The 22,271-nt window shown below is 39.1% G+C and carries 27 protein-coding genes; 9 read left to right on the top strand and 18 right to left on the bottom strand.

The annotated features are described in order from the left end of the window. Nucleotides 1-48: 48 nt before the first annotated feature. The 5 genes from AC3E9F_RS06210 to AC3E9F_RS06230 form a co-directional block, all read right to left on the bottom strand. Complete coding sequence (locus AC3E9F_RS06210; protein ID WP_263393423.1) at nt 49-975, bottom strand: aldo/keto reductase; 927 nt, start codon at nt 973-975, stop codon at nt 49-51. A gap of 102 nt (nt 976-1,077) precedes the next feature. Next, nucleotides 1,078-3,075, bottom strand: coding sequence for a methionine--tRNA ligase (gene metG / locus AC3E9F_RS06215; protein ID WP_490672932.1), 1,998 nt, complete (start codon nt 3,073-3,075; stop codon nt 1,078-1,080). Between the two features lie 133 nt (nt 3,076-3,208). After that, nucleotides 3,209-4,468 (bottom strand): ABC transporter permease, encoded by a 1,260-nt coding sequence (locus AC3E9F_RS06220; protein WP_490672933.1) that lies wholly within the window; start codon nt 4,466-4,468, stop codon nt 3,209-3,211. A 1-nt stretch (nt 4,469) separates the two neighbouring features. Further along, nucleotides 4,470-5,171, bottom strand: coding sequence for an ABC transporter ATP-binding protein (locus AC3E9F_RS06225; RefSeq protein ID WP_006151258.1), 702 nt, complete (start codon nt 5,169-5,171; stop codon nt 4,470-4,472). After that, a complete protein-coding gene (locus tag AC3E9F_RS06230; protein ID WP_490672934.1) occupies nt 5,155-6,342 on the bottom strand; it encodes an efflux RND transporter periplasmic adaptor subunit in 1,188 nt (395 codons plus the stop codon). Before AC3E9F_RS06230 ends, AC3E9F_RS06225 begins: the two co-directional genes overlap by 17 nt. A gap of 238 nt (nt 6,343-6,580) precedes the next feature. Between AC3E9F_RS06230 and gor the strand changes: the two genes are divergently transcribed. After that, nucleotides 6,581-7,927 carry a glutathione-disulfide reductase gene (gene gor, locus AC3E9F_RS06235; RefSeq protein WP_490672935.1) on the top strand — a complete coding sequence of 449 codons (1,347 nt, stop codon included), beginning with the start codon at nt 6,581-6,583 and terminating at the stop codon, nt 7,925-7,927. Nucleotides 7,928-8,067: 140 nt separating this feature from the next. Then, nucleotides 8,068-8,607, top strand: a complete 540-nt coding sequence (locus AC3E9F_RS06240) for a biotin transporter BioY (protein ID WP_263393418.1) — start codon at nt 8,068-8,070, stop codon at nt 8,605-8,607. A gap of 51 nt (nt 8,608-8,658) precedes the next feature. Here AC3E9F_RS06240 and AC3E9F_RS06245 read toward each other — a convergent pair whose 3' ends face one another. Next, entirely contained in the window at nt 8,659-8,874 is a 216-nt protein-coding gene (locus tag AC3E9F_RS06245) for a YdbC family protein (protein WP_006145796.1), read from the bottom strand. 92 nt (nt 8,875-8,966) lie between these two features. Here AC3E9F_RS06245 and AC3E9F_RS06250 point away from each other — a divergent pair, with 92 nt between their 5' ends. Next, the gene (locus AC3E9F_RS06250) at nt 8,967-9,287 is read left to right on the top strand and encodes a hypothetical protein (RefSeq protein ID WP_006153680.1); all 321 of its coding nucleotides are present in this window, start codon (nt 8,967-8,969) and stop codon (nt 9,285-9,287) included. A 29-nt stretch (nt 9,288-9,316) separates the two neighbouring features. Here AC3E9F_RS06250 and AC3E9F_RS06255 read toward each other — a convergent pair whose 3' ends face one another. From AC3E9F_RS06255 to rpsP, 7 genes are all read right to left on the bottom strand, one after another. Next, the gene (locus tag AC3E9F_RS06255; RefSeq protein WP_004253071.1) at nt 9,317-9,655 is read right to left on the bottom strand and encodes an ATP cone domain-containing protein; all 339 of its coding nucleotides are present in this window, start codon (nt 9,653-9,655) and stop codon (nt 9,317-9,319) included. 12 nt (nt 9,656-9,667) lie between these two features. Then, the gene (gene trmD / locus AC3E9F_RS06260) at nt 9,668-10,387 is read right to left on the bottom strand and encodes a tRNA (guanosine(37)-N1)-methyltransferase TrmD (RefSeq protein WP_490672936.1); all 720 of its coding nucleotides are present in this window, start codon (nt 10,385-10,387) and stop codon (nt 9,668-9,670) included. Continuing rightward, complete coding sequence (gene rimM, locus AC3E9F_RS06265; RefSeq protein ID WP_006151226.1) at nt 10,377-10,895, bottom strand: ribosome maturation factor RimM; 519 nt, start codon at nt 10,893-10,895, stop codon at nt 10,377-10,379. Before rimM ends, trmD begins: the two co-directional genes overlap by 11 nt. A 36-nt stretch (nt 10,896-10,931) precedes the next feature. Beyond that, nucleotides 10,932-11,714 (bottom strand): alpha/beta fold hydrolase, encoded by a 783-nt coding sequence (locus tag AC3E9F_RS06270; protein WP_263393416.1) that lies wholly within the window; start codon nt 11,712-11,714, stop codon nt 10,932-10,934. Nucleotides 11,715-11,810: 96 nt separating this feature from the next. Further along, on the bottom strand, nt 11,811-12,143 hold the full coding sequence (locus AC3E9F_RS06275) for a MazG nucleotide pyrophosphohydrolase domain-containing protein (RefSeq protein WP_070460904.1): 333 nt from the start codon (nt 12,141-12,143) through the stop codon (nt 11,811-11,813). Between the two features lie 42 nt (nt 12,144-12,185). Continuing rightward, nucleotides 12,186-12,425 (bottom strand): RNA-binding protein KphA, encoded by a 240-nt coding sequence (kphA, locus tag AC3E9F_RS06280; RefSeq protein WP_000379617.1) that lies wholly within the window; start codon nt 12,423-12,425, stop codon nt 12,186-12,188. Between the two features lie 19 nt (nt 12,426-12,444). Continuing rightward, entirely contained in the window at nt 12,445-12,717 is a 273-nt protein-coding gene (gene rpsP / locus AC3E9F_RS06285) for a 30S ribosomal protein S16 (protein ID WP_004253064.1), read from the bottom strand. Between the two features lie 183 nt (nt 12,718-12,900). On the opposite strand from rpsP, the gene AC3E9F_RS06290 reads away from it, so the two are divergent. The 6 genes from AC3E9F_RS06290 to AC3E9F_RS06315 all read left to right on the top strand — a co-directional run bounded on the left by AC3E9F_RS06290 (nt 12,901) and on the right by AC3E9F_RS06315 (nt 17,659). After that, entirely contained in the window at nt 12,901-13,434 is a 534-nt protein-coding gene (locus tag AC3E9F_RS06290) for a hypothetical protein (protein WP_490672937.1), read from the top strand. Between the two features lie 108 nt (nt 13,435-13,542). Continuing rightward, nucleotides 13,543-14,286: a DeoR/GlpR family DNA-binding transcription regulator gene (locus AC3E9F_RS06295; RefSeq protein WP_490672938.1), complete on the top strand. Its 744-nt coding sequence runs from the start codon at nt 13,543-13,545 to the stop codon at nt 14,284-14,286. Nucleotides 14,287-14,302: 16 nt separating this feature from the next. Next, nucleotides 14,303-15,121, top strand: coding sequence for an HAD family hydrolase (locus AC3E9F_RS06300; RefSeq protein WP_490672943.1), 819 nt, complete (start codon nt 14,303-14,305; stop codon nt 15,119-15,121). 65 nt (nt 15,122-15,186) lie between these two features. Continuing rightward, nucleotides 15,187-15,993 (top strand): peptidylprolyl isomerase, encoded by an 807-nt coding sequence (locus AC3E9F_RS06305; RefSeq protein ID WP_461685025.1) that lies wholly within the window; start codon nt 15,187-15,189, stop codon nt 15,991-15,993. A 25-nt stretch (nt 15,994-16,018) separates the two neighbouring features. Then, nucleotides 16,019-16,258: a zinc-ribbon domain-containing protein gene (locus tag AC3E9F_RS06310; protein ID WP_414293675.1), complete on the top strand. Its 240-nt coding sequence runs from the start codon at nt 16,019-16,021 to the stop codon at nt 16,256-16,258. Between the two features lie 111 nt (nt 16,259-16,369). Then, nucleotides 16,370-17,659 (top strand): hypothetical protein, encoded by a 1,290-nt coding sequence (locus AC3E9F_RS06315; protein ID WP_490672939.1) that lies wholly within the window; start codon nt 16,370-16,372, stop codon nt 17,657-17,659. Nucleotides 17,660-17,760: 101 nt separating this feature from the next. Here the strand turns inward: AC3E9F_RS06315 and AC3E9F_RS06320 are convergent, their stop codons facing one another. From AC3E9F_RS06320 to AC3E9F_RS06340, 5 genes are all read right to left on the bottom strand, one after another. Continuing rightward, nucleotides 17,761-19,302: an ABC-F family ATP-binding cassette domain-containing protein gene (locus AC3E9F_RS06320; RefSeq protein ID WP_490672940.1), complete on the bottom strand. Its 1,542-nt coding sequence runs from the start codon at nt 19,300-19,302 to the stop codon at nt 17,761-17,763. 1 nt (nt 19,303) lies between these two features. Beyond that, nucleotides 19,304-19,777: a VanZ family protein gene (locus tag AC3E9F_RS06325; RefSeq protein ID WP_263393412.1), complete on the bottom strand. Its 474-nt coding sequence runs from the start codon at nt 19,775-19,777 to the stop codon at nt 19,304-19,306. 1 nt (nt 19,778) lies between these two features. Then, nucleotides 19,779-20,864 carry a dual-specificity RNA methyltransferase RlmN gene (gene rlmN, locus AC3E9F_RS06330; protein WP_004253810.1) on the bottom strand — a complete coding sequence of 362 codons (1,086 nt, stop codon included), beginning with the start codon at nt 20,862-20,864 and terminating at the stop codon, nt 19,779-19,781. Between the two features lie 16 nt (nt 20,865-20,880). Continuing rightward, nucleotides 20,881-21,411: a YutD family protein gene (locus tag AC3E9F_RS06335; protein WP_263393411.1), complete on the bottom strand. Its 531-nt coding sequence runs from the start codon at nt 21,409-21,411 to the stop codon at nt 20,881-20,883. Nucleotides 21,412-21,579: 168 nt separating this feature from the next. After that, a partial coding sequence (locus AC3E9F_RS06340) for an MIP/aquaporin family protein (RefSeq protein WP_490672941.1) occupies nt 21,580-22,271 on the bottom strand: 692 nt, incomplete at its 5' end.

The following is a 22,271-nucleotide window of genomic DNA, read 5'->3' on the forward strand; positions in this document are numbered from 1 at the left end:
CGTTTTTCAACGGCTTTTTGACTGTGATTTCTGAAATGTAATTTCCCCTTACGGCAAATCATTCCCTGCTGCTAGGTAAATCTCATACCATTCTTTTCGAGTTAGGTTAACATTACTTGCTTGGCTAGCTTCTATCAAATGTTTAGGGTTAGTTGTTCCCACTATTGCCTGCATCTTAGCTGGATAGCGTAACACCCAAGCAATGGCAATAGCTGATGGGCTTACACCGTATTTTAAGGCTAGTCGATTTAGAACCTCATTTAGATCTTGAAATTGCTCTTTGCCAACAAAATTACCCTTAAAATAGCCAAACTGCAAGACTGACCAAGCCTGAATGACCATGTCGTTTAACTTGCAGTATTCAAAGACGCTACCATCACGGACAGTTGCCTTGTCACCTTCCATATTGACATGGAAACCAGCGTCAAAACCAGGTGTGAAAGCTGCGCTTAGCTGTAATTGATTGATCGTTAGAGGCTGTTTGACTTCTCTCTTCAGTAATTCCATCATCATAGGATTTTGGTTAGACACACCAAAGTCTCGAACCTTACCCGATTTGTGAAGAATTTCAAAGGCCTCTGCCACTTGGTCAGCTTCCATCAAGGCATCTGGACGATGGAGAAGCAAGCTATCTAGGTAATCAACCTGCAATCGTTGTAGAATCCCATCAACTGACTCTAAAATATAATCTTTTGAAAAATCAAAATAGGTAAATTCTTCTATGCGAATGCCACATTTGGACTGAATCCACATCTTTTCTCTCAAGTCAGGACGATTGTTTAACACGTGACCTAGTAATTCTTCGCAACGACCTCCACCATAGATATCTGCCAAGTCAAAGGCGTTGATTCCGACAGATAGGGCTGTCTCAACCAACTCCTCCACTTCTTTGACTGACTTGTCACTAATTCGCATCATGCCGAGGACGATTTCGGATAGTTCTCTTTTCTCATGTCCAAATGAAATGTATTTCATGGCTTCTTCCTCCGTTTTTCTTCATTATAATGCAGAATGCCTCTTTTATCAACTATCGTCATACAAAAGAAAAGAACCAGCTCAAGCTGGTCCTTTTAAAACTTAGCCAATCACACTTCCGTTTGGTACAGCTGGATCAACTGTGAGAAGGGTTAATTTGCCTTCATGTTCAGCTGAGAGGATCATCCCTTGGCTGACATATTTTTTCATCATCTTACGTGGTTTGAGGTTGGCAACGATTTGTACTTTCTTACCGACCAATTCTTGTTCGTTTGGATAGAATTTCGCAATACCAGAAAGGATTTGACGGTCTTCACCATCTCCAGCATCTAGGCGGAATTGAAGCAATTTGTCAGAACCTTCCACTTTAGAAACTTCTTTGACTTCAGCAACACGAATTTCAACCTTATCGAAGTCTTCAAACTTGATTTCATCCTTGTTTAGCTTGAGTTCAACTTCATCTGGATTCCATTCTTTTTCGACTGCTGGCTTGTTACCTTCCATTTGTTCCTTGATATAGGCGATTTCTTCTTCCATATCGAGACGTGGGAAGATTGGTGTTCCTTTAGCAACTACAGTGACATTTGCAGGGAAATCAGCTAAACTCAAGTTTTCAAGGCTAGAAACTTCTGCTAGACCAAGTTGAGTCAAAACTGCACGACTAGTTTCCATCATAAATGGCTCAATTAAGTGAGCTACGACACGAAGGCTAGCTGCTAAGTGACTCATAACACTTGCCAATTGGTCACGGTGTGCTTCATCCTTGGCTAAGACCCAAGGTGCTGTCTCATCGATGTATTTATTAGTACGTGAGATAAGAGTCCAGACTGCTTCAAGCGCACGTGGATAGTCAACTGCTTCCATGTAGGTATGGTAGTCAGCGATTGATTGTTCCGCTACTTGAGCAAGAGCATTGTCAAACTCTGTCACACCCTCAACATAGGCAGGAATTTGCCCATCAAAGTACTTGTTGATCATGGAAACTGTACGGTTGAGGAGGTTACCAAGATCATTGGCCAATTCATAGTTGATACGGCCTACATAATCTTCTGGAGTGAAGGTTCCGTCTGAACCGACTGGAAGGCTACGCATGAGGTAGTAACGAAGTGGATCTAGTCCATAACGTTCTACTAACATTTCAGGGTAAACAACATTCCCTTTAGACTTAGACATCTTGCCGTCTTTCATGACAAACCAACCATGGGCAATCAAGCGATCAGGCAATTTCATATCCAACATCATGAGAAGGATTGGCCAGTAGATTGAGTGGAAACGAAGGATGTCTTTTCCGACCATATGGAAGACTGTTCCATTCCAGAATTTATCATAGTTGGCATGATCCTCTTGACCATAACCAAGAGCAGTCGCATAGTTAAGAAGAGCATCAATCCAAACGTAGACAACGTGTTTTGGATTTGATGGGACTGGCACCCCCCATGTAAAGGTTGTACGTGATACGGCTAAATCTTCCAAACCTGGCTCGATAAAGTTTTTCAACATTTCATTGAGACGACCATCAGGAGTGATGAAGTCAGGATGTGATTTGAAAAATTCGACCAAACGATCTTGGTATTTGCTGAGACGAAGGAAGTAAGACTCTTCTGAAACCCATTCCACTTCGTGACCTGATGGAGCGATACCGCCCGTTACATTTCCAGCTTCATCACGAAAAACTTCCGCAAGCTGACTTTCTGTAAAGAATTCCTCATCTGAGACTGAATACCAACCAGAGTATTCACCCAAGTAGATATCATCTTGAGCAAGCAAACGTTCAAAGACTTGAGCTACTACTTTTTCATGGTAGTCATCTGTGGTACGGATGAATTTATCGTATGAGATATCCAATAATTTCCAGAGTTCTTTAACTCCAACTGCCATACCATCAACATAGGCTTGCGGTGTGATACCAGCTTCTTCCGCTTTTTGCTGAATCTTTTGGCCATGCTCATCAAGACCAGTCAGATAAAAGACATCGTAGCCCATGAGGCGTTTGTAACGAGCTAGGACATCACAAGCGATAGTTGTGTAGGCAGAACCGATATGAAGTTTACCAGATGGATAGTAAATCGGTGTTGTAATATAAAAATTCTTTTCAGACATAATATTTCCTTTCCAGGCTAATGAAACCTGTTTTTCTAACACTTCATTATACCACATTTTTAGTGATTTTCGATAGAGAAATCCATACAAAAACAAGACAGACATATGTCTATCTCGTTTTTTATCTTTTAAATTATTCATAACGAAGTGCTTCGATAGGATCCAGCTTAGAGGCTTTATTGGCTGGTAGAACACCGAATATCATACCGATACCTGCTGAGACCGCTAAACTAAAGAGAGCGATTGGGATGGATACTCCAACTTCGATTCCTGCAATCATGTTTTGAAGAAGAACACCTGCAAGCATAGTCACCCCTGCAGCAAGCAGTAGACCAATGAATCCACCTAATAAGGTTAAAATCATGGATTCAATCAAAAATTGAACTAGGATATTACCACGTGTTGCTCCTAGTGCTTTCCGTAAACCAATCTCACGGGTACGCTCTGTCACCGAAACAAGCATAATGTTCATAACACCAGTACCACCAACAAAGAGGGAAATCCCTGCAATAGCACTAATAATCGTTGTTATGAAGCCAAAGAGTTGTTGAACTTCTTGGAAGGCAGCAGACGCATCTGCAACTTGATATTCCCCTTGTTGAAGACCTGCAATCTCTGTCATTCTTCTTGCTAACTCTGGTCCTAAAGTCTGGGTTAAGCTAGTATCATTGACACGGAAGACAATATTTGAAATCTCATCTGTGTTAAAATTAGCTGCTAAGGAAATATTGGTCGTAATTGGTAGTCCTCCGACTCCAAATGTTTTCGCAGCCTTAGCTTCTTTACTTGCATAAACACCAATAACACGGTAACTGATTTCATTTACTTCAACAATTTGGTTGAGGGCTTCTTTTGCAGAACCAAAAAGGCTATTGGCAAGCTCTTCATCTAAAATGATCACACTTGCAAAATCTTTATAATCTTGTTGTCTAAGTCCACGACCTGCAATAATTTCATTTTCAACCGCATCCATATAGGTGACATTCCCACCAGTCATGTTTGCATGTTCGACCTTTTTATCCTTATAGGTCAAGGTAACATTCATTGAGTTGGTCACATAATAGCTATCCACTCCCTTGAGCTTAGCAGCTTCCTTGACCCAAGCTTCTTGAGGTTTTGGTGGTTCAACAAAATCTTCTTCTTGACCACCAGACAAGGTCAATGCAGATTGTCTTTGTGTAAAGGAACCGTCCTTACTCTTTGTAGGTGAGAAAAAGACATGGATATCTTTCTGGGACTTGGTCATGTTTTTATTGACCTGACGAGACATGGAATCACCTAAGGCCATAATCACGACAACCGAGGATACACCGATAATAATCCCAATCATGGTCAAGAAGGACCGCATCTTGTGGGCCATAATGGATGAAAAGGCAAATTTCAGATTCTGCATCTTAGTTTTCCCCCTTTTCTACTAGGCCACTATCAGACGAAATGACACCATCACGGATGACGATTTGACGTTTCGCATAGGCAGCAATTTCAGGCTCATGCGTAACCATGATGATAGTTTTTCCTTCTTTGTTCAATTCAACTAAGAGTTGCATGATTTGATTTCCTGTTTTGGTATCAAGTGCCCCAGTCGGTTCGTCCGCTAGAATGATAGAAGGATTGTTGACTAGAGCACGCGCAATGGCAACCCTTTGCTTCTGACCACCTGACAACTCCGAAGGTAAGTGATGGCTACGTTCTGTCAACTCAACTTTTTCCAGATATTCTGCTGCTAGTTTACGACGTTTAGAAGCCGCAACTCCTGCATAAATCAATGGAAGTTCTACATTTTGTAGAGCATTCATCTTGGACAAGAGAAAGAATTGTTGAAAGACGAATCCGATTTCTTGATTTCGAACCTTGGCTAATTGTTTTTCACCCAAACCAGCTACTTCTTTTCCGTCTAGAAAATACTGACCACTTGTAGGGGTATCTAACATACCGATGGTATTCATGAGGGTGGACTTACCAGAACCTGATGGTCCCATGATAGCTACGAATTCTCCCTCGTGAACTTCTAGATTAATGTTTTTAAGTACTTGAAGTTCTTGGTCGCCATTCCGATAGCTACGGCAGATATTTTTGAGGCTAATTAGTTGCTTCATCAGTCTTCACCTCTTTTCCTTCTTGCAAGGAAGCTGTCGGATTACTGATGACTTTTGCTCCATCTGTCAGACCAGATGTAATTTCTTGGTTTTCTGCATCTGCATTGCCCAATCCAACTTCAACTTTTTTGGCCTTTTGATTTTCGTCAAGGATCCAAACATAGTTTTTATCTTCTTCCATGACGATACTGGTAATCGGAACAAGTAATGCCTTACTAGTACTTTTCACTTCGACACTAACTGTAAAGCCTTGTTTCAAGTCACCGAGTTCACTTGTTACATCGACGGTATATGGATATTTAGAACCTGAGTTTGATCCCGCAACACTTGCGCTTGCTTCACTGTTATTTTTTGGATAATTGGAAATATAGCTAATCTTACCATTCCATGTCTTATCTGGATAAACCTTAGATGTGAAGGTGACTTCTTGGCCAACAGAAAGGTTTGCAAGATTGTACTCAGAAAGCTCTCCCTTGACCTGCAAGTTATCGTTACTTACGATATGAACCAAAACTTGACTATTTCCTGTTGGAGATTTTGAAACATTACGATTCACTTCAACAACTGTTCCCTCTACAGTACTCAATACAGTAGCAGAATTCAACTGGGCTTGAGCTTTTTCGAGTTGCGCTTCTGCATCTGCACGCACATCACGTGCATCGCTGATTTGAGAATCAATAGCAGCTGTGGCAGAACCGGATGACTGAGCTGGTGCTTGTCCAGTTGCTCCTTCTAGACCTGCTTGAGGAAGACTTGGTGTTGCTGCGGCGGTATTACGAGCATCGTTTAATTCATTGATATGACGGTCAGCTTTAGCTACAGCACGGCTTGCAGCATCATAGGCAGCCTGGGCTTCTGTACTACTATACTTGACTAGTGCCTGCCCCTCGCTAACCTTATCTCCTACAGAAACCAAAACCTCATCCAAGTCACCCTTACTTGCATCATAATAAACATATTGTTCATTCTGAGCCGTCACAGTACCTGATAAGAGAACCGATGAAGCCACTGAACCATCTTTTGCAAGAACAATCTTTGCAGATTCCTCTTTGGTTGCTGCTTGATTTGGTTGTCTTAATAGAAGAACGGCAGCCGCTCCCACTACAAGAACTGAGGCAACACCGATAGCTGTAAATAAAGGCCATTTCTTGGCTTTTGACTTTCTTTTCATATCCATACTCCTTTTTAATTGCATATATTAAGATTATAGCACATGTCCTGAAATTGGACAATTTATTTCCAATTATCCAAAATTAGCTGCTTTATCTTTTGTTGTTGTATTAGTTATATAATACACCTTCTTTTATATTTTTGCAAGCACTTACATAAAATCTTTATACGTAGCAGATTTTTGCATTGACCTCCAAAAAAAGATAGAATATGACTAGAAAACAACAAAGGAGCTTTCTATGAGAGAATATGATATTATCGCCATCGGAGGAGGTAGCGGGGGTATTGCTACCATGAATCGTGCTGGTGAACACGGAGCCAAAGCCGCAGTTATTGAGGAAAAGAAATTAGGAGGAACTTGTGTCAATATTGGCTGCGTTCCTAAGAAAATCATGTGGTATGGAGCGCAAATTGCAGAGAGTATCCACAAATATGGACCTGACTATGGATTCACAAATACTGGGAACGAATTTGATTATGCAACTCTTCGTAAGAATCGTGAAGCCTATATTGATCGTGCTCGTTCTTCTTATGATGGAAGCTTCAAGCGCAACGGAGTTGATTTGATTGAAGGACGTGCCGAGTTTGTCGATGCTCATACTGTCAGCGTTAATGGCGAATTGATCCACGCTAAGCATATTGTGATTGCGACTGGAGCTCATCCTCATATTCCTGCTATTCCTGGTGCTGAACTAGGTGGTAGCTCAGATGATGTCTTCGCCTGGGAAGAGTTGCCTGAATCGGTAGCTATTCTAGGTGCTGGTTACATTGCTGTCGAATTGGCTGGTGTCCTCCATACACTTGGTGTTCAGACAGATTTATTTGTCCGTCGTGAACGTCCGCTACGTGGATTTGATAGCTATATCGTTGAGAGTCTAGTTCAAGAAATGGAAAATACAGGACTAAACCTCCACACACATAAGGTTCCTTCTAAACTTGAAAAAATAGATCAAGGCATTACCATTCATTTTGAAGATGGTAGCACTCATACTGCCAGTCAAGTTATCTGGGCAACTGGTCGTCGTCCAAACGTTGAAGAACTTCAACTTGAAAAAGCTGGTGTTACCCTCAATGAACGTGGCTTTATCCAGGTTGATGAATACCAGAACACAGTCGTTGAAGGTATCTACGCTCTTGGAGATGTCACCGGTGAAAAAGAGTTGACTCCCGTCGCTATCAAGGCTGGTCGTACACTCTCTGAAAGACTTTTCAACGGTAAAACCAATGCCAAAATGGACTACACTACTATTCCGACTGTAGTCTTTTCACACCCAGCAATCGGAACAGTCGGTCTGACTGAGGAAGAAGCAATAAAAGAGTACGGTCAAGAAAATGTCAAAGTCTATACTTCAAAATTTGCATCTATGTATTCTGCCGTTACTAGTCACCGTCAAGAAGCTCGCTTCAAGCTCGTTACAGCTGGTGCAGACGAAAAGGTAGTTGGACTTCATGGTATCGGCTATGGCGTCGATGAAATGATCCAAGGTTTCGCAGTTGCTATCAAGATGGGAGCTACAAAAGCAGACTTTGATGCTACTGTCGCTATCCACCCAACTGGCTCAGAAGAATTTGTGACCATGCGTTAAAAGAAAAGAGAGACCCCTTGGTCTCTTTTTTTATCTCAATCGGCCGTTACAATTTTGTAACCTTTTATTTTAAAATAGGTTGACAATTTTGTCTCATTCAGTATAATAGTTACTATAATTTATAGAAGAGGTTAACTATTTTGAAAAAAGCACACATTTACGCTATCCCAGCTATCGGGGCTGCACTGATTGCTGTATTGGCCCAAATCAGTATGCCGATTGGTCCAGTTCCTTTCACTCTGCAAAACTTTGCTATCGGACTCATCGCTACTGTTTTTAGACCTAGAGAAGCTGTTCTCTCTGTCGGAATTTATCTCTTACTTGGGGCTATTGGCCTACCAGTCTTTGCTAACGGTGGAGCTGGATTTCACGTTTTAGTTGGACCAAGCGCTGGTTATCTTTGGTTCGATCTTGTCTATGCAGGGCTTGCTTCCTATCTCATTCACACCAATAGTGGTATCCTCCGTATTTTCTTTGCAAATCTCTTGGGAGATTCACTTGTTTTTGTCGGTGGTATTCTCAGTCTCCACTTTTTAGCTGGAATGACTTTTGATAAAGCACTGGCTGTCGGTGTTATTCCTTTTATCATACCTGATCTTGCCAAAATTGTAGCCATTAGCTTCATCAGCCGACCACTACTCCAACGTCTTCGTACACAAGCTTATTTTTCAAGCAAATAAAAGAGGCCGGGATTTTCCCTAGCCTCTTTTTAATTCATCTTAGATGAATGTTTATTGATTCTTAAAAGCATCCACCATGACTTGAAACTCTTCGTTTGATAGGGTAATTCCCTTCCCCATCTTGGTATGGTCGGGACTCCAGCTTCGAATGTCAAACTTTGCTGGTGCACCATTAAAGCTGACACGATTGATTTCTTTGGTCCATCCTTTTTCGTTTTCAGATAGAGTAAGTAAGTGTTCTTCGATTTCAAATGTAAATTCTGCCATGTTCTTCTCCTTTTTGTTCTCAATTGATTATTCGAAAAATCTTGTAGATTTCATAAAATTTTTATATAATGATGTAAAGAAGGGAGGCCGGAATGAAAGATTTATTAAAACAGGCTTTGCAAAAAGTCCATGATTTTGTCAATGGACATGAAGATTCCATTCCTGAAAAAAGCGATTCCCTAATTGCTAGACTTGAAGAAGCCCTAGCCCAAAAAAAGGCTGTACATATCATCTTTGCGGAAACGAGTTTTACAGGCGATATTATCAAGTATGATACTGACCGCCAACAAATTATTGTTAAAAATTTCGCCAAAAACGTCAGCCGTATTATTCGAGTGTCGGATATTCGAAGGGTAACTTTCGTTCCCTCTACTATCCAAACGGCCCAAAAAAGAAGATTTAAGAAAGAGTGAGATGCTTTTATCATCTCACTCTTTTTCTATTAACGAATTTGTTCAAAATGAAGGTGAACAGCGATGTGGTCGCCGTAACCACTTCTCTCCAAATCACGTTGCAAACGGTAAGAGATATAGTGTTCAGCAATAGTGATATATCCTGCACCTAGTAAGCGGTGCTCAACCATTGATTGGATCATACTGATAGTTGCACGTTCTACTTTTGCTTCTTCCAAATCCAAAACAACCTTTTTAGTAACTTGAGCTAGATTTTGGCGCAAATCGTCCGTCAATACATAGACTGTTTGAGCTGCCTTGAGGATAGCTTGGTAGATTTTATCTGGATCAAAATCAGCGACTTGTCCATCACGTTTAATTACTTGCATAGTTTTCTCCTTTTAATTGTTATTTTCTTTAATTTCTGCTAACATTTTCTCTTCTTCTGCTGGCAATTCATACTCTTCCAGCAAATCAGGTCTACGTTGGTAGGTTTTCTTAAGGCTCTCATAGAGTCGCCATTGACGTATGTTTTCATGGTGTCCACTCATAAGCACATCAGGAACTAACATACCACGAAAATCGTAAGGTCTTGTGTACTGAGGATATTCCAAGAGTCCTGATGAAAAGCTATCATCCTGGTGACTTGCTTCCTTCCCGATAACTTCTGGAATCAAGCGAACCGTCGCATCAATCATGGTCATCGCTGCTAGTTCTCCACCAGTCAAGACATAATCTCCAAGAGATATCTCATCTGTTACCAAGGTCTTAATCCGTTCATCATAACCCTCGTAGTGCCCACAAATAAAGATAAGCTCTTCTTCTCGCGCTAAATCTTCCGCATAAGCTTGGTCAAACTGTTTTCCAGCTGGGTCTAAGAGAATCACGCGCGGGTTCTTTTTTTCAATGGCATCAAAGGCATCAAAGATGGGTTGCGCTCTTAGCAACATCCCTTGACCACCACCGTAGGGTTCATCGTCAACATGACGGGCCTTTTCAGCGTAGTCACGAAAATTATGGTAGTGGATATCTAAGAGTCCTTTTTCACGAGCCTTTCCAACGATGGAATGTTCTAAGGGTGTGAACATTTCTGGAAAGAGGGTTAATATATCAATCTTCATCGTCTAACCCTTCTAAGAGTTCTACATCCACACGATTATTTGGAATATCCACATTCAGCACTACTGGTGGGATATAAGGTAAGAGTAGGTCACGTTTACCCTTTCGTTTAACTACCCAGACATCATTTGCACCTGGTTGAAGGATTTCCTTGATGGTTCCAATCAAGTTATCTCCTTCATAGACTTCTAGACCGATAATTTCGTGGTAGTAAAACTCGCCGTCATCTAGGTCATTGAGATTCTCCTCTGCAACCTTTAGACTATAACCCTTGTATTTTTCGATATCATTGATATGGTACATATCTTTAAACTTGATAATATCGAAATTCTTATGCTTCCGGTGGCTCGCGATGACCACTGTTCGAACAAATTGATCTTTATCATCAAATAAGGCAAGTTCTGCCCCTTTTTTAAAGCGTTCTTCAGTAAAATCTGTCACTGACAAGACTCGCATCTCACCTTGCAAACCCTGAGTGTTGACAATTTTCCCAACGTTAAAGTAGTTCATCTGATCTCCTGTAATTTCCTTATCTCCATTTTCTTCTTACAATTTTTTAATAATATCTACAATTTTCTCTGATTCAGACCACTGTAAATAATGGTGATTCCCTCCTAAAATGAGTTTAGTACTGGAAGTCCAATATTCTGATTCTCTGTACTCTTTTTCTCTATAAGCCTGACAAAAAATAAATACAGGGATACGATCTGCTATTGACATATCCTCAAAATCTTCCTCAGTAATCTCTCCAGATATCTGAAATCCTGGATCTTGATTTTCCAACTCTGAACCTTTTTCTTGCATTAATTTCCAAATTTCTTTGTTAGTTTCAGGGCTAAATGTGGCTTGAGTTAAGTTCTTAAAATAAAGTTCAGGACCGAATTCTTCAATCAGTCTCATCTGCTCTTCCATTTCTGGATAAGGATTTTCTGAAAAATCAGCAAACATTACTTTTTTAGTTGTTGGTTCAATCGCTACTAAGGCCTGACACTTAATTGGTTTGTTGAGTAATTTGCAAGCTACAATTCCACTCAAACTATGTACACAAAGTATATATTCAGAAATCTCCAACTCTTCAAGTACTTCATAAACCGCATCTGTAAGATTATCTAGATTTTTTCCAGCTTGGTCATAAATCAGACTCCTACCTGTGTTTGGAAAATCAATTGTCAAATAACCAATTGTGGGAGGAAGTTTTTCAAGTATAAGTGAAAAATTTTCATAACTAGGTAGCAAACCTGCGCCACTTAAACAAACTAGCACTTTCTTTTGCTTTTGATAAGTAACAGAGAGACTACCAATTTCTGTAGATACTTCAAACCTCTTCATAAAGAAACCACTCATTCTATACAATGATTTATTATATACCCTTACCCTTTATTTTATCACGTTCCAGGGATTTTCACAAGTTGGAGAAAAGAGCAACTATGGATGGTTTCCTGCTAAGAAGCCTTCCAAATCTTGTTCATGTTGATACTTGATGGCTGCCTTTTTGTCTTTTTCAAAAATGGTCTTCGTTAGGTCGATATGGTTGATAGCTGCAATTGCCACTGTATAGTGAATGATATCTGCCAACTCCTTTGCCAATTCCTCGTTTGAATCTTGGACACCCTCTTTTCTACCGGAACGTCCATTTAAAACCTCAGCGACTTCTCCAACTTCTTCCACTAGTTTGATAAAAAGTCCTTCTTCTGTTCTAGATTGTTGGTAATGATCAAGTAAGTATTCCTCTAGTTGTCTAACTGTTAAATCTCTCATTCCTTCTCCTTGCAAAAAAAGCGAGACCTCGTCCCGCTTTTCTTATTTTTCATCAATAACGATTCTTACTTTTTTGTCTTCAGTTGGGACAGAGTAGACAATCGTTCTTATCGCAGAGATAGTGCGACCCTTACGACCGATTACACGACCCACATCGCTCTGGTCAAGATCCAAATGATATTCCAAAAATTCTGGTGTATCTTCAATCTTGATAGTTAAGGCATCTGGTTGTGAAATCAAAGGTTTCACAATTGCAATAATGAGATTTTCAATCGTATCCATCTGTCAACCTACTTTAAACTTATTTTGAGAATTTAGAATCGTGGAATTTCTTCAATACGCCTTCTTTTGAAAGGATGTTGCGAACTGTATCTGAAGGTTGAGCTCCATCAGCCAACCATGCCAAAATACGGTCTTCTTTCAAAGTTACTTGGTTTTCTTCAACAAGTGGGTTGTAAGTTCCAACTGTTTCGATGAAACGTCCGTCACGTGGTGAACGTGAATCTGCTACGTTAATACGGTAGAAAGGTTTTTTCTTAGAACCCATACGAGTCAAACGGATTTTTACTGCCATTTTTAATATCTCTTTTCTTTTGTTTTTTAGTCGGTCAAATAGCTAGGCTATTTACCACATGTTCTATTATAGCAGATTTCCGATTAGTGTCAAGAAAAAAACTTGACAGAGTTTAAATATTTTTAATTTTTTTTTGAAATTTGTTAGACTGGTAAGGAAAAAAGAAAGAGAAAGAGAAATTTTATGAATACTACTTTAAATTCTATCTATAAAGACTACCCTGTCAAGCCCTATATCTCTCCTAATCGTGATATGGAGGCTTGGCTACTAAACCCTAAGCCTGTTCCAAAACGCAATATGGAACTACTAGAGGACGATCTTCTTGCAGGTGATATTATCCTCCTCTGGAGAATCAACTTTGGAACTTTCACCACTGAAACTTGGTTTCCAAAGTATTTTGAGTATACTTATGGAATTGACGCACCAAAACATTTAGATAAGCTTGTTGAAAAAGGCTATGCTCTTGTCGAAACTGCTTTTGAATCGCTGGATCATATCAATGCTACTATGAAAAAGAATATCCTAAAAAAGAAGGGAGTTACTGGACTCTCCAAGATGAAGGCCACCGAATTGAATCAAGCACTTCATGATCATTTTTCAGAAGAGGAATTAGCTAACTGCTTTTCGATTCGTGGCTATAAACTAACTCCAAAAGGTGAACAAGCTCTCAAAGATCATCAAGCAATCATTGACCGCCATCCTAAAAAGAATCTTTAATCAACCGAAGCTGGTTGATTTTTTTAATGCAAAAACACTTACAAATCATTATAATTATTGACAATCACTTACAAAAGAGGTATATTAGTATTAAAAGGGGGATTTCCTATGTACCAAGAACAACGATTAGAAGAAATCATTAAACTTTTAGAAGATAGAGGAAGTCTATCGGCAAGAGAAATGGTTGACTATTTCCAAGTATCCAAGGATACTATCCGGAGAGATTTTTCCATTCTTGCAAAGGAAAAGCGAGCGCAACGAACTCACGGAGGTTTGTTGCCAATAAAAAAACAAATCATTCTTGATTTTCAAGGACGAGCAGCTAAATCTAATAAAGAAAAAGAAAAAATCGCTCACTTAGCCAATGAACTCATTTCCGATTCACAACTGATATTCTTTGATGTTTCAACCACTATACTTGAGTTAGCAAAAATAACAGATAAAAAAGTTACTATTTTCAGCCATTCATTGGATAATGCACTGGTCTTAGGAGAAAATGAAAATGTTGATTTTCACATTATCGGTGGACGATTTCATAAAAAGAATCGTTTCTATTACTCATTAGAAGAATCCGAATCTTTGAATAGAATTAAATTTGACATAGCATTTTTTGGTGCAGCTAGTCTTTCAGACGGACAAGTTAGCTTTGAGGATCAAGAAGATGTTCTCATGAAAAAAAGAGCATTTAAAACTAGTAAAATTCGCGTCTTGTTAGCTGAAACTAGCAAAATAAACAAACACTCTCATTATATTCTTTCCGAACTTACTGATTTTGATTATTGGATTACAGACAAAGAACCCGACTTAGAAATTCAACAATCTTTAGATGGCAAAACAACTATTCTATTTTAATAAAAAGGAGAAAAATATGTCAGTAATAAAGTTAATCATGAGTGATATTGACGGTACTATTTTGGATAAAAATCACCAATTAGATTCTCATTTGATAGAACTGATGCCACTTTTAAAACAATGTGATATTCCTTTTGTTTTAGCTTCTGCTAGATCTCCTCTCGGTATAGCGCCAATTTCTAAAGAGCTTGGCATCACCGAATGTCCCATTGCCTGCTATAATGGAGCACTCATCAGTTCAGGAGATAAAATCCTAAGTCAGCATACTATTAATAAAAAGGAATTACTCTTACTACATGATTTTTTAAAAAAAGAATTCCCGACAGTTTCTATCAATGTTTACTCCGGAAAAGATTGGCTTGTGAATACAATTAATGAGTGGGTAGAAATCGAAGCAACTATTACTGGAGAAAGTCCAAAAGTTACATCTTTAGCAGATTTTATAAAAGACGAGAAAACTCTTGTTCATAAACTTTTGCTGATAGATAATACGGATACCATACAGAAACTTCAAAAAACCTTATCTTCAATAGATTTCCCTCAAACCGACTTCTATCTCTCTAAAGATAACTATCTTGAAGTCACACATAATCAAGTATCCAAAAAACAAGCTCTGTTAGAATTAGCCAAGTATTATCAACTATCACTTAATGAAATTATGACCATTGGAGATAATTATAATGATATTCCCATGATTGAAACCGCAGGGCTAGGTATAGCAATGGGGAATGCTCCTAGAGATGTCAAAACTTGTGCAAAAGCAGTTACTGACTCTAATGAACAAAATGGTGTAAGTAAAGCTATAAAGTTGCATGTGTTAGATAAATATTCTTAATTGAATATTTGAAATCCACTTCCTTTTAGGTTACAATGGTAAAAATGATTTTTGAAAGGACTAATATGAAAAAATTAGCTACACTACTACTCATTTCAACTTTTGCTCTTGGTGGATGCACAAGCATCCAACGTGCACTTCGTGGTGATGATTACGTAGATTCTAAAATTGCTGCTGAAGAAAGTTCTAAAGCCGCTACTCAAGCAGAAAAAGATTTGAAAGACGCCTTAACAAATGAAAATGCTAACTTCCCTCAACTTTCTAAGGAAGTAGCTGAAGACGAAGCTGAAGCTATCCTTCACACAAGTTTGGGTAATATTCGTATCAAACTCTTTCCAAAGTTAGCACCACTTGCAGTTGAAAACTTCCTTACTCATGCTAAAGAAGGTTACTACAATGGTGTGACTTTCCACCGTGTAATCGATGGATTTATGGTTCAAACTGGGGATCCTAAGGGAGATGGAACAGGTGGTGAATCTATCTGGCATGATAAGGATAAAACCAAGGACAAGGGAACAGGTTTCAAAAACGAAATTTCTCCATACCTCTATAATATCCGTGGTTCCCTATCTATGGCTAATACTGGTCAACCAAACTCAAATGGTAGCCAATTCTTTATTAACCAAAGTACAACAGATTATTCTGCTAAACTTCCTACAAGTAGCTATCCTAAGAAAATTATCGAAGCCTACAAAGAAGGTGGAAATCCTACTCTCGATGGGAAACACCCCGTCTTTGGTCAGGTAATTGATGGGATGGACGTAGTAGATCAGATTGCCAAAGCAGAAAAAGATACAAAGGACAAACCAACTACTGCTATCACTATCGATAGTATCGAAATTGTTAAAGACTACGATTTCAGTAAACAATAAAAGATTGCTTTAAGGAGATTTTAAAATGCTTTTACTTTGGGGTTCAAAAGGTTACCAAAAAGTGCTAGGACATACTCAAACTACTCTTGAGTGTGGACACTGTAACAATGTCGGTAATTGGGAAATTACAGAAACTGGACGTAAGTTTACCCTTTACTGGATCCCACTCTTTCCTTACGGTAAAACTTATTTCGTTTCTTGCCCGATTTGTCATTATGGCAAAGAAATCCAAAAATCTGAGATTGAACAATATCTAAACTATTAAAAAAGATAGGTCATTCGGCCTATCTTTTTTTATTTACACTTTTATGTAAACGCTCTCTTTTTTGTTTCAAATATGATATAATTTAGTCAATAGTAACGAGGAGATTTTCCTATGAAACCCTATAAAATCAACCTATTCCGGCTTGGTTTACTCTTGCCAACGTATTTAATCTTTAATGTTGTTTATTCGATTATTTATGATTCTGCTGGATTTGCTTTTATAATCTTGTGGCCAGTAGTTTACTTATCATTTGCGGTAATTGTACTAGGAAATATTTTTATCTTTAGAGATATCTCAAAATTAAAATCCTCCTTCAAAGATAATGAGTTGATTCAAAAGACTTCTAATATACAGTTAGCCTTAGCTACAATTGGAGCCTTCTTACAAATAGTAGGTTTTAAGGGAGTTCCACTTAATTACATCGACAATTATCCATTACTAGTTTGTACAAATATTGTTTACTCAATCATTCTCCTTATCGGTATTTATCAGATAATAAAGCTAGGTCAGGGAAAAGATATTTTAGCTATACTTGGTTTTATCTATGGAGTTACGGTAATTTTCATTACTAGCCTAGCACTGCTCACAACTGCTTCCTCTTCACCATCCATTACATACTCTACTCCCAATTTTGCTGAGGAATTCCAAGCACTTGGGCTTAAGGGAAAGGTTGAGTTAGTTGATAAACACAGAGAGATTGAAGCATTTAACGGAACAGTCTACGAGCTAACATATACAGAAAATTTATCTGATGGAACTATTTTAAAAAAATATACTGACGCAAAAATTCATAAAATGAATGGAGAACACTTATCAAATTTCTTTCTTCTTTCAGGAACAGATCTTGAAACACTTCTTAATGATAAAGAAAAGGCACTGTTTCACACTGTCAAACAAGATGAATTCAGTTTCTTACTAGATGTATACAAAGAAAGGCCGAATTTCCAACAAGAAGAAGACAGTATCAAAAATGCTACTGCTGAAAAAATAGATAAACTCTTTGCGACAACAATAACTTCTAGTTTTAAATTTGGAAAATATCCAATAGAAAACTACTATGTGGCAATTATGGCGCAGGCTGTCAGCAATCGGGAAAAAGGAGATTCTGACGCAGCCGGCTTTTATAATATTACAACAAAAGATCTCATGAGAAACAAAGGTATTACTTTCGATTTTGATTTTGACCTTTCGAAAATCAAGGTAGAAAATGGTAATCCTGTAGATACCATAAAGGAAAAATTCTTATCTTTACCAAAAAACTCATTTTCCGATGGAATCTATAACATCAGTTGTTCCTATGATGAAAATGGAATAAAAAAGAAAGTTACTTGCCCGTTTGTTGTTGAAGATGGTGTGGGACACTTTGAAGAGGATGAAATTGTGGGAAATCAAACAAATTAGTTATTTTTGATACTAAAACAAGTTGATAGCAGTACGACTTCTACTATTTGCAACCCACGTAAAAAAAGCCAAGTCGATGAGACTTGGCTTTTTTATGACTTTTATGTTAGCTCATTGAAATCCCAGATTTGATCCATCCAACCTTCATAGAAGTCTGGTTCGTGGCAAACCATAAGTATAGATCCCTTATACTCTTTTAGAGCACGTTTGAGTTCGTCCTTGGCATCCACATCCAAGTGGTTGGTAGGCTCGTCTAGAACAAGGACATTGTTCTCACGATTCATCAAGAGACAGAAACGAACCTTGGCTTGTTCCCCACCTGATAAGACTTGAATTTGGCTTTCGATATGCTTCGTTGTCAAACCACAGCGGGCAAGGGCTGCACGAACTTCTGCTTGATTGAGCGCCGGAAAGGCATTCCAAACTGCTTCTAAAGGTGTCTGGCGATTGCCACCTTCCACCTCTTGTTCAAAGTAGCCGAGTTCTAGGTAATCACCACGTTCAACTTCACCAGCAATGGGTGGAATAATGCCCAAAAGACTCTTCAATAGAGTTGTTTTCCCGATACCATTGGCACCGATGATGGCAACCTTTTGATTTCGCTCAAAGGTAAGATTTAAGGGTTTGGTAAGGGGACGGTCATACCCAATCTGCAAGTCCTTGGCTTGGAAGATAAAGCGTCCAGGTGTACGAGCAGTTTTGAATTCAAAGGACGGCTTTGGTTTCTCACTTTGAAGCTCGATGATATCCATCTTGTCCAATTTTTTCTGACGAGACATAGCCATGTTACGCGTTGCGACACGTGCTTTGTTTCGAGCCACAAAGTCCTTGAGATCCGCAATTTCTTTCTGTTGACGTTCATAGGCTGCTTCCAGTTGTGATTTCTTCATGGCATAGACTTCTTGGAACTGGTAGTAATCGCCTGAATAGCGTGTCAACTGTTGATTTTCAACGTGATATACGATATTGATAACATCATTGAGGAATGGAATATCGTGCGAAATAAGGACAAAGGCATTCTCATAGTTCTGCAGATAACGCTTGAGCCAGTCAATATGCTCAGCATCTAGATAGTTGGTTGGCTCATCAAGAAGTAGGATATCTGGCTTTTCAAGGAGGAGTTTAGCCAAGAGTACCTTGGTTCTTTGTCCACCTGACAAGGCTGTTACGTCTGTATCCATACCATAATCCATAACACCTAGAGCACGAGCAACTTCGTCAATCTTGGCATCCAAGGTATAGAAATCACGGCTTTCCAAACGGTCTTGCAGTTCGCCGACTTCTTCCATTAAGGCATCAATATCAGCGCCCTCTTCTGCCATTTCCATATAAAGGTCATTGATGCGAGCTTCAGCTTTGAATAATTCGTCAAAGGCTGTACGCAAAACGTCACGCACGGTTTGACCTTCTTTTAACACAGCGTGCTGGTCAAGGTAGCCTGCTGTCACATATTTGGACCATTCCACCTTACCTTCATCAGGTACCAACTTACCAGTCACGATGCTCATGAAGGTTGATTTCCCTTCACCATTAGCACCGACTAGACCGATGTGTTCACCTTTGAGGAGACGGAAGGATACGTCTTCAAAAATCGCACGGTCACCAAAACCGTGACTTAAATTTTTTACTTCTAAGATACTCATTTTAATTCCTTATCTTGTTTTTATGTAGTAGTTTATAAAGGACCCAAGCCAGGTAACCACCCAAAGTGTTGGTCCATAAATCATCAATCTCAAATACCCGATTAAAATCAAAGAAAAAGTCTAAAACTAGCTGTGTGCATTCGATTCCCAAGCTCAATAAAAAGCTAAACAAAATCACTCTCTTCGTTTTTCTTAGACTAGGGATGAGATAGAGAAGCTGGAAAATCAGTGGGAAGAGCAAGAGGATATTTAAGGCATTTTGCAAAAAAATCCAGAATAGCTGTAAAAGACTTGTTACTTCTCCCAGATTCCAAAGGGAGTTAAAAGGCGTCAAAAGAAAAACCAGGCGTCCAAAAGTTTGAATACCTGGAGTTTCCACTCCTGTAGGAAGTTGAGGCTGGGGAGTAAAACAAAAACAGACGATACAAAGACAGTATAATAGCACTCCCAAAATTATTATTTTTTTTCGATTCATCTTATGGATTTACTTCAGCTACTGCTTTTTGGCGATCACGTTTCATAGTATTTGAACGCAATTGTCCGCATGCGGCATCGATATCTGTACCGTGTTCTTGACGAACAACACAGTTGACGCCTTTTTTCTTGAGCGTATCATAGAAGGCCATAACACGCTCTTTCGGACTACGACTGTATTGGTCGTGCTCACTAACCGGGTTGTAAGGAATCAAGTTGACATATGACAATTTCTTAATGTTCTTGAGCAATTCTGCCAACTCAAGTGCTTGTTCGACTCCGTCATTGACTTCATTTAGCATGATATACTCAAAAGTTACACGGCGGTTAGTTGTTTCGATGTAATACTCAATCGCTGCAAAGAGTTTTTCAATTGGAAAGGCACGGTTAATCTTCATAATGCTTGAACGCAGTTCATTGTTTGGAGCATGAAGAGAAACAGCAAGGTTAACCTGGACTCCTTCATTGGCAAACTCACGAATCTTATGAGCCAAACCAGAAGTTGATACGGTGATATGACGAGCACCGATAGCCATTCCCTTGTCATCATTGATGGTACGAATAAAGTTCAAAACGTTATTGTAGTTATCAAATGGTTCTCCAATACCCATAACAACGATATGGCTAACACGTTCATCTTGTCCACGTTCGTCAAAATATTTTTGAACCAACATAATTTGGGCAACAATTTCTCCGTTATTGAGGTCCCGTTGCTTTTTGATCAAACCTGACGCACAGAAGGTACAACCAATATTACATCCTACCTGAGTCGTTACACAGACTGATAAGCCGTAGTGTTGACGCATAAGCACAGTCTCAATCAACATACCATCTGGCAACTCAAAGAGATACTTCACAGTACCATCGGCTGACTCTTGAACGATACGTTGTTTCAAGGGATTGACTACAAACTGCTCGTTAAGCTTGGCAATCAAATCCTTAGACAAGTTAGTCATTTCTTCGAATGTCTGAACACGTTTACGGTAAAGCCATTCCCAGATTTGATCCGCTCGGAATTTTTTTTCTCCTTGCTCTAAGACCCATTCTTGCATTCCTTGACGAGTTAAACTATAAATCGACGGTTTCATCTTTTCTCCTTATTTTCTAGTCTTTCTTACGGATGACGAAATGACGTTGTCCCTTTTCTTCATTCTGAGGTTTCTGTTCTTTACGGCGACGTCTATTCCTCTTGTCTGTATGATTTTTTTTCTTATTTTGAGAAGACTTCTTCCCTTTTCGGTTGTCTTTTTCTTCTTTCTTGCGCATTTTTTGATCAAATGGTGCTCGTTTCGGCGTCTCATTTTCTAAGACAAAATAAGCACATCCATAGCTACAATATTCGAGTAGATAATCTTGTAAACGACTGATTTTCTCGAGAGATTCTTCAGCTCGCTCATTTTTGTAGAAACCACGTAAGCGCAACTGTTCATTACTCCAGTCTCCTACAATATAATCATACTTGGTCAAAACTTCTGAAAAGCGTTGAGAAAATACCGTTGCATCGAAGGCTTCCTTGCTATTTTCAACTAAGGTAAAAGTAAAACCTTCCGCCTCGACTTTATCTCCAGACAAATGAAATTCAGGACCAGGGAATTTATTGTAATTATATAATTCAGGTGCAATTTCTTTACGCATAATATTCCTTTTTAACGTTTACTTAATACTCTATTTTACCATATTTTTGCCATATTTACATCTTTTGATTTAAAATGAAAAAAGTCTGACGATTTCAACAATGATGAGCTAAAGCCTATTCCAAGTTTATAGAAAAAGAAAAACTGGGAATTCCCAGTTTTTTAATAATTACATATAAAGGAACTTGAAGAGCATTACTGCTGTAATACCAGCTGCAATCGGTGCTACTACTGGTACCCAAGCATACCACCATTTTGAATCACCCTTGTGTTCACCAAGGATTGATTTAGGAAGTACAGCGTGAAGAAGACGAGGTCCAAAGTCACGAGCAGGGTTCAAACCTGGTCCTGTAGGTCCACCTAGTGAAGTAACCAAGGCCATTACGAGGAAACCAAGAGCCAAGTGTGCAACAGCAAGACCTGGTGACAAGAATGGAGCTACTTGTGTTTTTGCTTGTTCAAGAGCTGCTGTTACTTGTTCTTGAGGAATTGTTTGACCTTGGGCAGTCGCTTGTGCCACTTGATCGTTAATCATTCCTTGAGCTTTAGAAAGCAATTCAGCACCAAAGAAGTTCTTTGTCATACCGAGCGCTGCAAAGAAAAGAACGAATGAACCAACAAACTCGTTGATAAAACCGTTCACAGTTGCTGCAAAACGTGATTCTTTTGTACCTTGGTCCAAACTTGAAATTGTTGAGAAAGTTCCCAAGATATTATTTGGGTTTTCTGTTTTCAAGTAGTAAGGACGGTGAGTCGCAACAACCAAGGCTTGTCCGAAGATTGCTCCCAAAACTTGCGCGATGATGTATTGTGCTACTTGTGACCAAGGGAAGAGACCGCTAACTGCAAGTCCAAGAGTGA

The organism is Streptococcus sp. SCPM-O-B-15277 (M60) (assembly GCF_058200335.1).

Bases quoted from the DNA above. Each gene is read 5' to 3' on its own strand.
- AC3E9F_RS06325 (WP_263393412.1), bottom strand. From the start codon at position 19,777: ATGAATCGAAAAAAAATAATAATTTTGGGAGTGCTATTATACTGTCTT.
- AC3E9F_RS06270 (WP_263393416.1), bottom strand. From the start codon at position 11,714: ATGAAGAGGTTTGAAGTATCTACAGAAATTGGTAGTCTCTCTGTTACT.
- AC3E9F_RS06305 (WP_461685025.1), top strand. From the start codon at position 15,187: ATGAAAAAATTAGCTACACTACTACTCATTTCAACTTTTGCTCTTGGT.
- AC3E9F_RS06210 (WP_263393423.1), bottom strand. From the start codon at position 975: ATGAAATACATTTCATTTGGACATGAGAAAAGAGAACTATCCGAAATC.
- rpsP (WP_004253064.1), bottom strand. From the start codon at position 12,717: ATGGCAGTAAAAATCCGTTTGACTCGTATGGGTTCTAAGAAAAAACCT.
- kphA (WP_000379617.1), bottom strand. From the start codon at position 12,425: ATGGATACGATTGAAAATCTCATTATTGCAATTGTGAAACCTTTGATT.
- AC3E9F_RS06290 (WP_490672937.1), top strand. From the start codon at position 12,901: ATGAATACTACTTTAAATTCTATCTATAAAGACTACCCTGTCAAGCCC.
- trmD (WP_490672936.1), bottom strand. From the start codon at position 10,387: ATGAAGATTGATATATTAACCCTCTTTCCAGAAATGTTCACACCCTTA.
- AC3E9F_RS06300 (WP_490672943.1), top strand. From the start codon at position 14,303: ATGTCAGTAATAAAGTTAATCATGAGTGATATTGACGGTACTATTTTG.
- AC3E9F_RS06220 (WP_490672933.1), bottom strand. From the start codon at position 4,468: ATGCAGAATCTGAAATTTGCCTTTTCATCCATTATGGCCCACAAGATG.
- rlmN (WP_004253810.1), bottom strand. From the start codon at position 20,864: ATGAAACCGTCGATTTATAGTTTAACTCGTCAAGGAATGCAAGAATGG.
- AC3E9F_RS06225 (WP_006151258.1), bottom strand. From the start codon at position 5,171: ATGAAGCAACTAATTAGCCTCAAAAATATCTGCCGTAGCTATCGGAAT.
- AC3E9F_RS06275 (WP_070460904.1), bottom strand. From the start codon at position 12,143: ATGAGAGATTTAACAGTTAGACAACTAGAGGAATACTTACTTGATCAT.
- metG (WP_490672932.1), bottom strand. From the start codon at position 3,075: ATGTCTGAAAAGAATTTTTATATTACAACACCGATTTACTATCCATCT.
- AC3E9F_RS06335 (WP_263393411.1), bottom strand. From the start codon at position 21,411: ATGCGTAAAGAAATTGCACCTGAATTATATAATTACAATAAATTCCCT.
- AC3E9F_RS06245 (WP_006145796.1), bottom strand. From the start codon at position 8,874: ATGGCAGAATTTACATTTGAAATCGAAGAACACTTACTTACTCTATCT.
- rimM (WP_006151226.1), bottom strand. From the start codon at position 10,895: ATGAACTACTTTAACGTTGGGAAAATTGTCAACACTCAGGGTTTGCAA.
- gor (WP_490672935.1), top strand. From the start codon at position 6,581: ATGAGAGAATATGATATTATCGCCATCGGAGGAGGTAGCGGGGGTATT.
- AC3E9F_RS06255 (WP_004253071.1), bottom strand. From the start codon at position 9,655: ATGCAAGTAATTAAACGTGATGGACAAGTCGCTGATTTTGATCCAGAT.
- AC3E9F_RS06315 (WP_490672939.1), top strand. From the start codon at position 16,370: ATGAAACCCTATAAAATCAACCTATTCCGGCTTGGTTTACTCTTGCCA.
- AC3E9F_RS06250 (WP_006153680.1), top strand. From the start codon at position 8,967: ATGAAAGATTTATTAAAACAGGCTTTGCAAAAAGTCCATGATTTTGTC.
- AC3E9F_RS06295 (WP_490672938.1), top strand. From the start codon at position 13,543: ATGTACCAAGAACAACGATTAGAAGAAATCATTAAACTTTTAGAAGAT.
- AC3E9F_RS06310 (WP_414293675.1), top strand. From the start codon at position 16,019: ATGCTTTTACTTTGGGGTTCAAAAGGTTACCAAAAAGTGCTAGGACAT.
- AC3E9F_RS06230 (WP_490672934.1), bottom strand. From the start codon at position 6,342: ATGAAAAGAAAGTCAAAAGCCAAGAAATGGCCTTTATTTACAGCTATC.
- AC3E9F_RS06320 (WP_490672940.1), bottom strand. From the start codon at position 19,302: ATGAGTATCTTAGAAGTAAAAAATTTAAGTCACGGTTTTGGTGACCGT.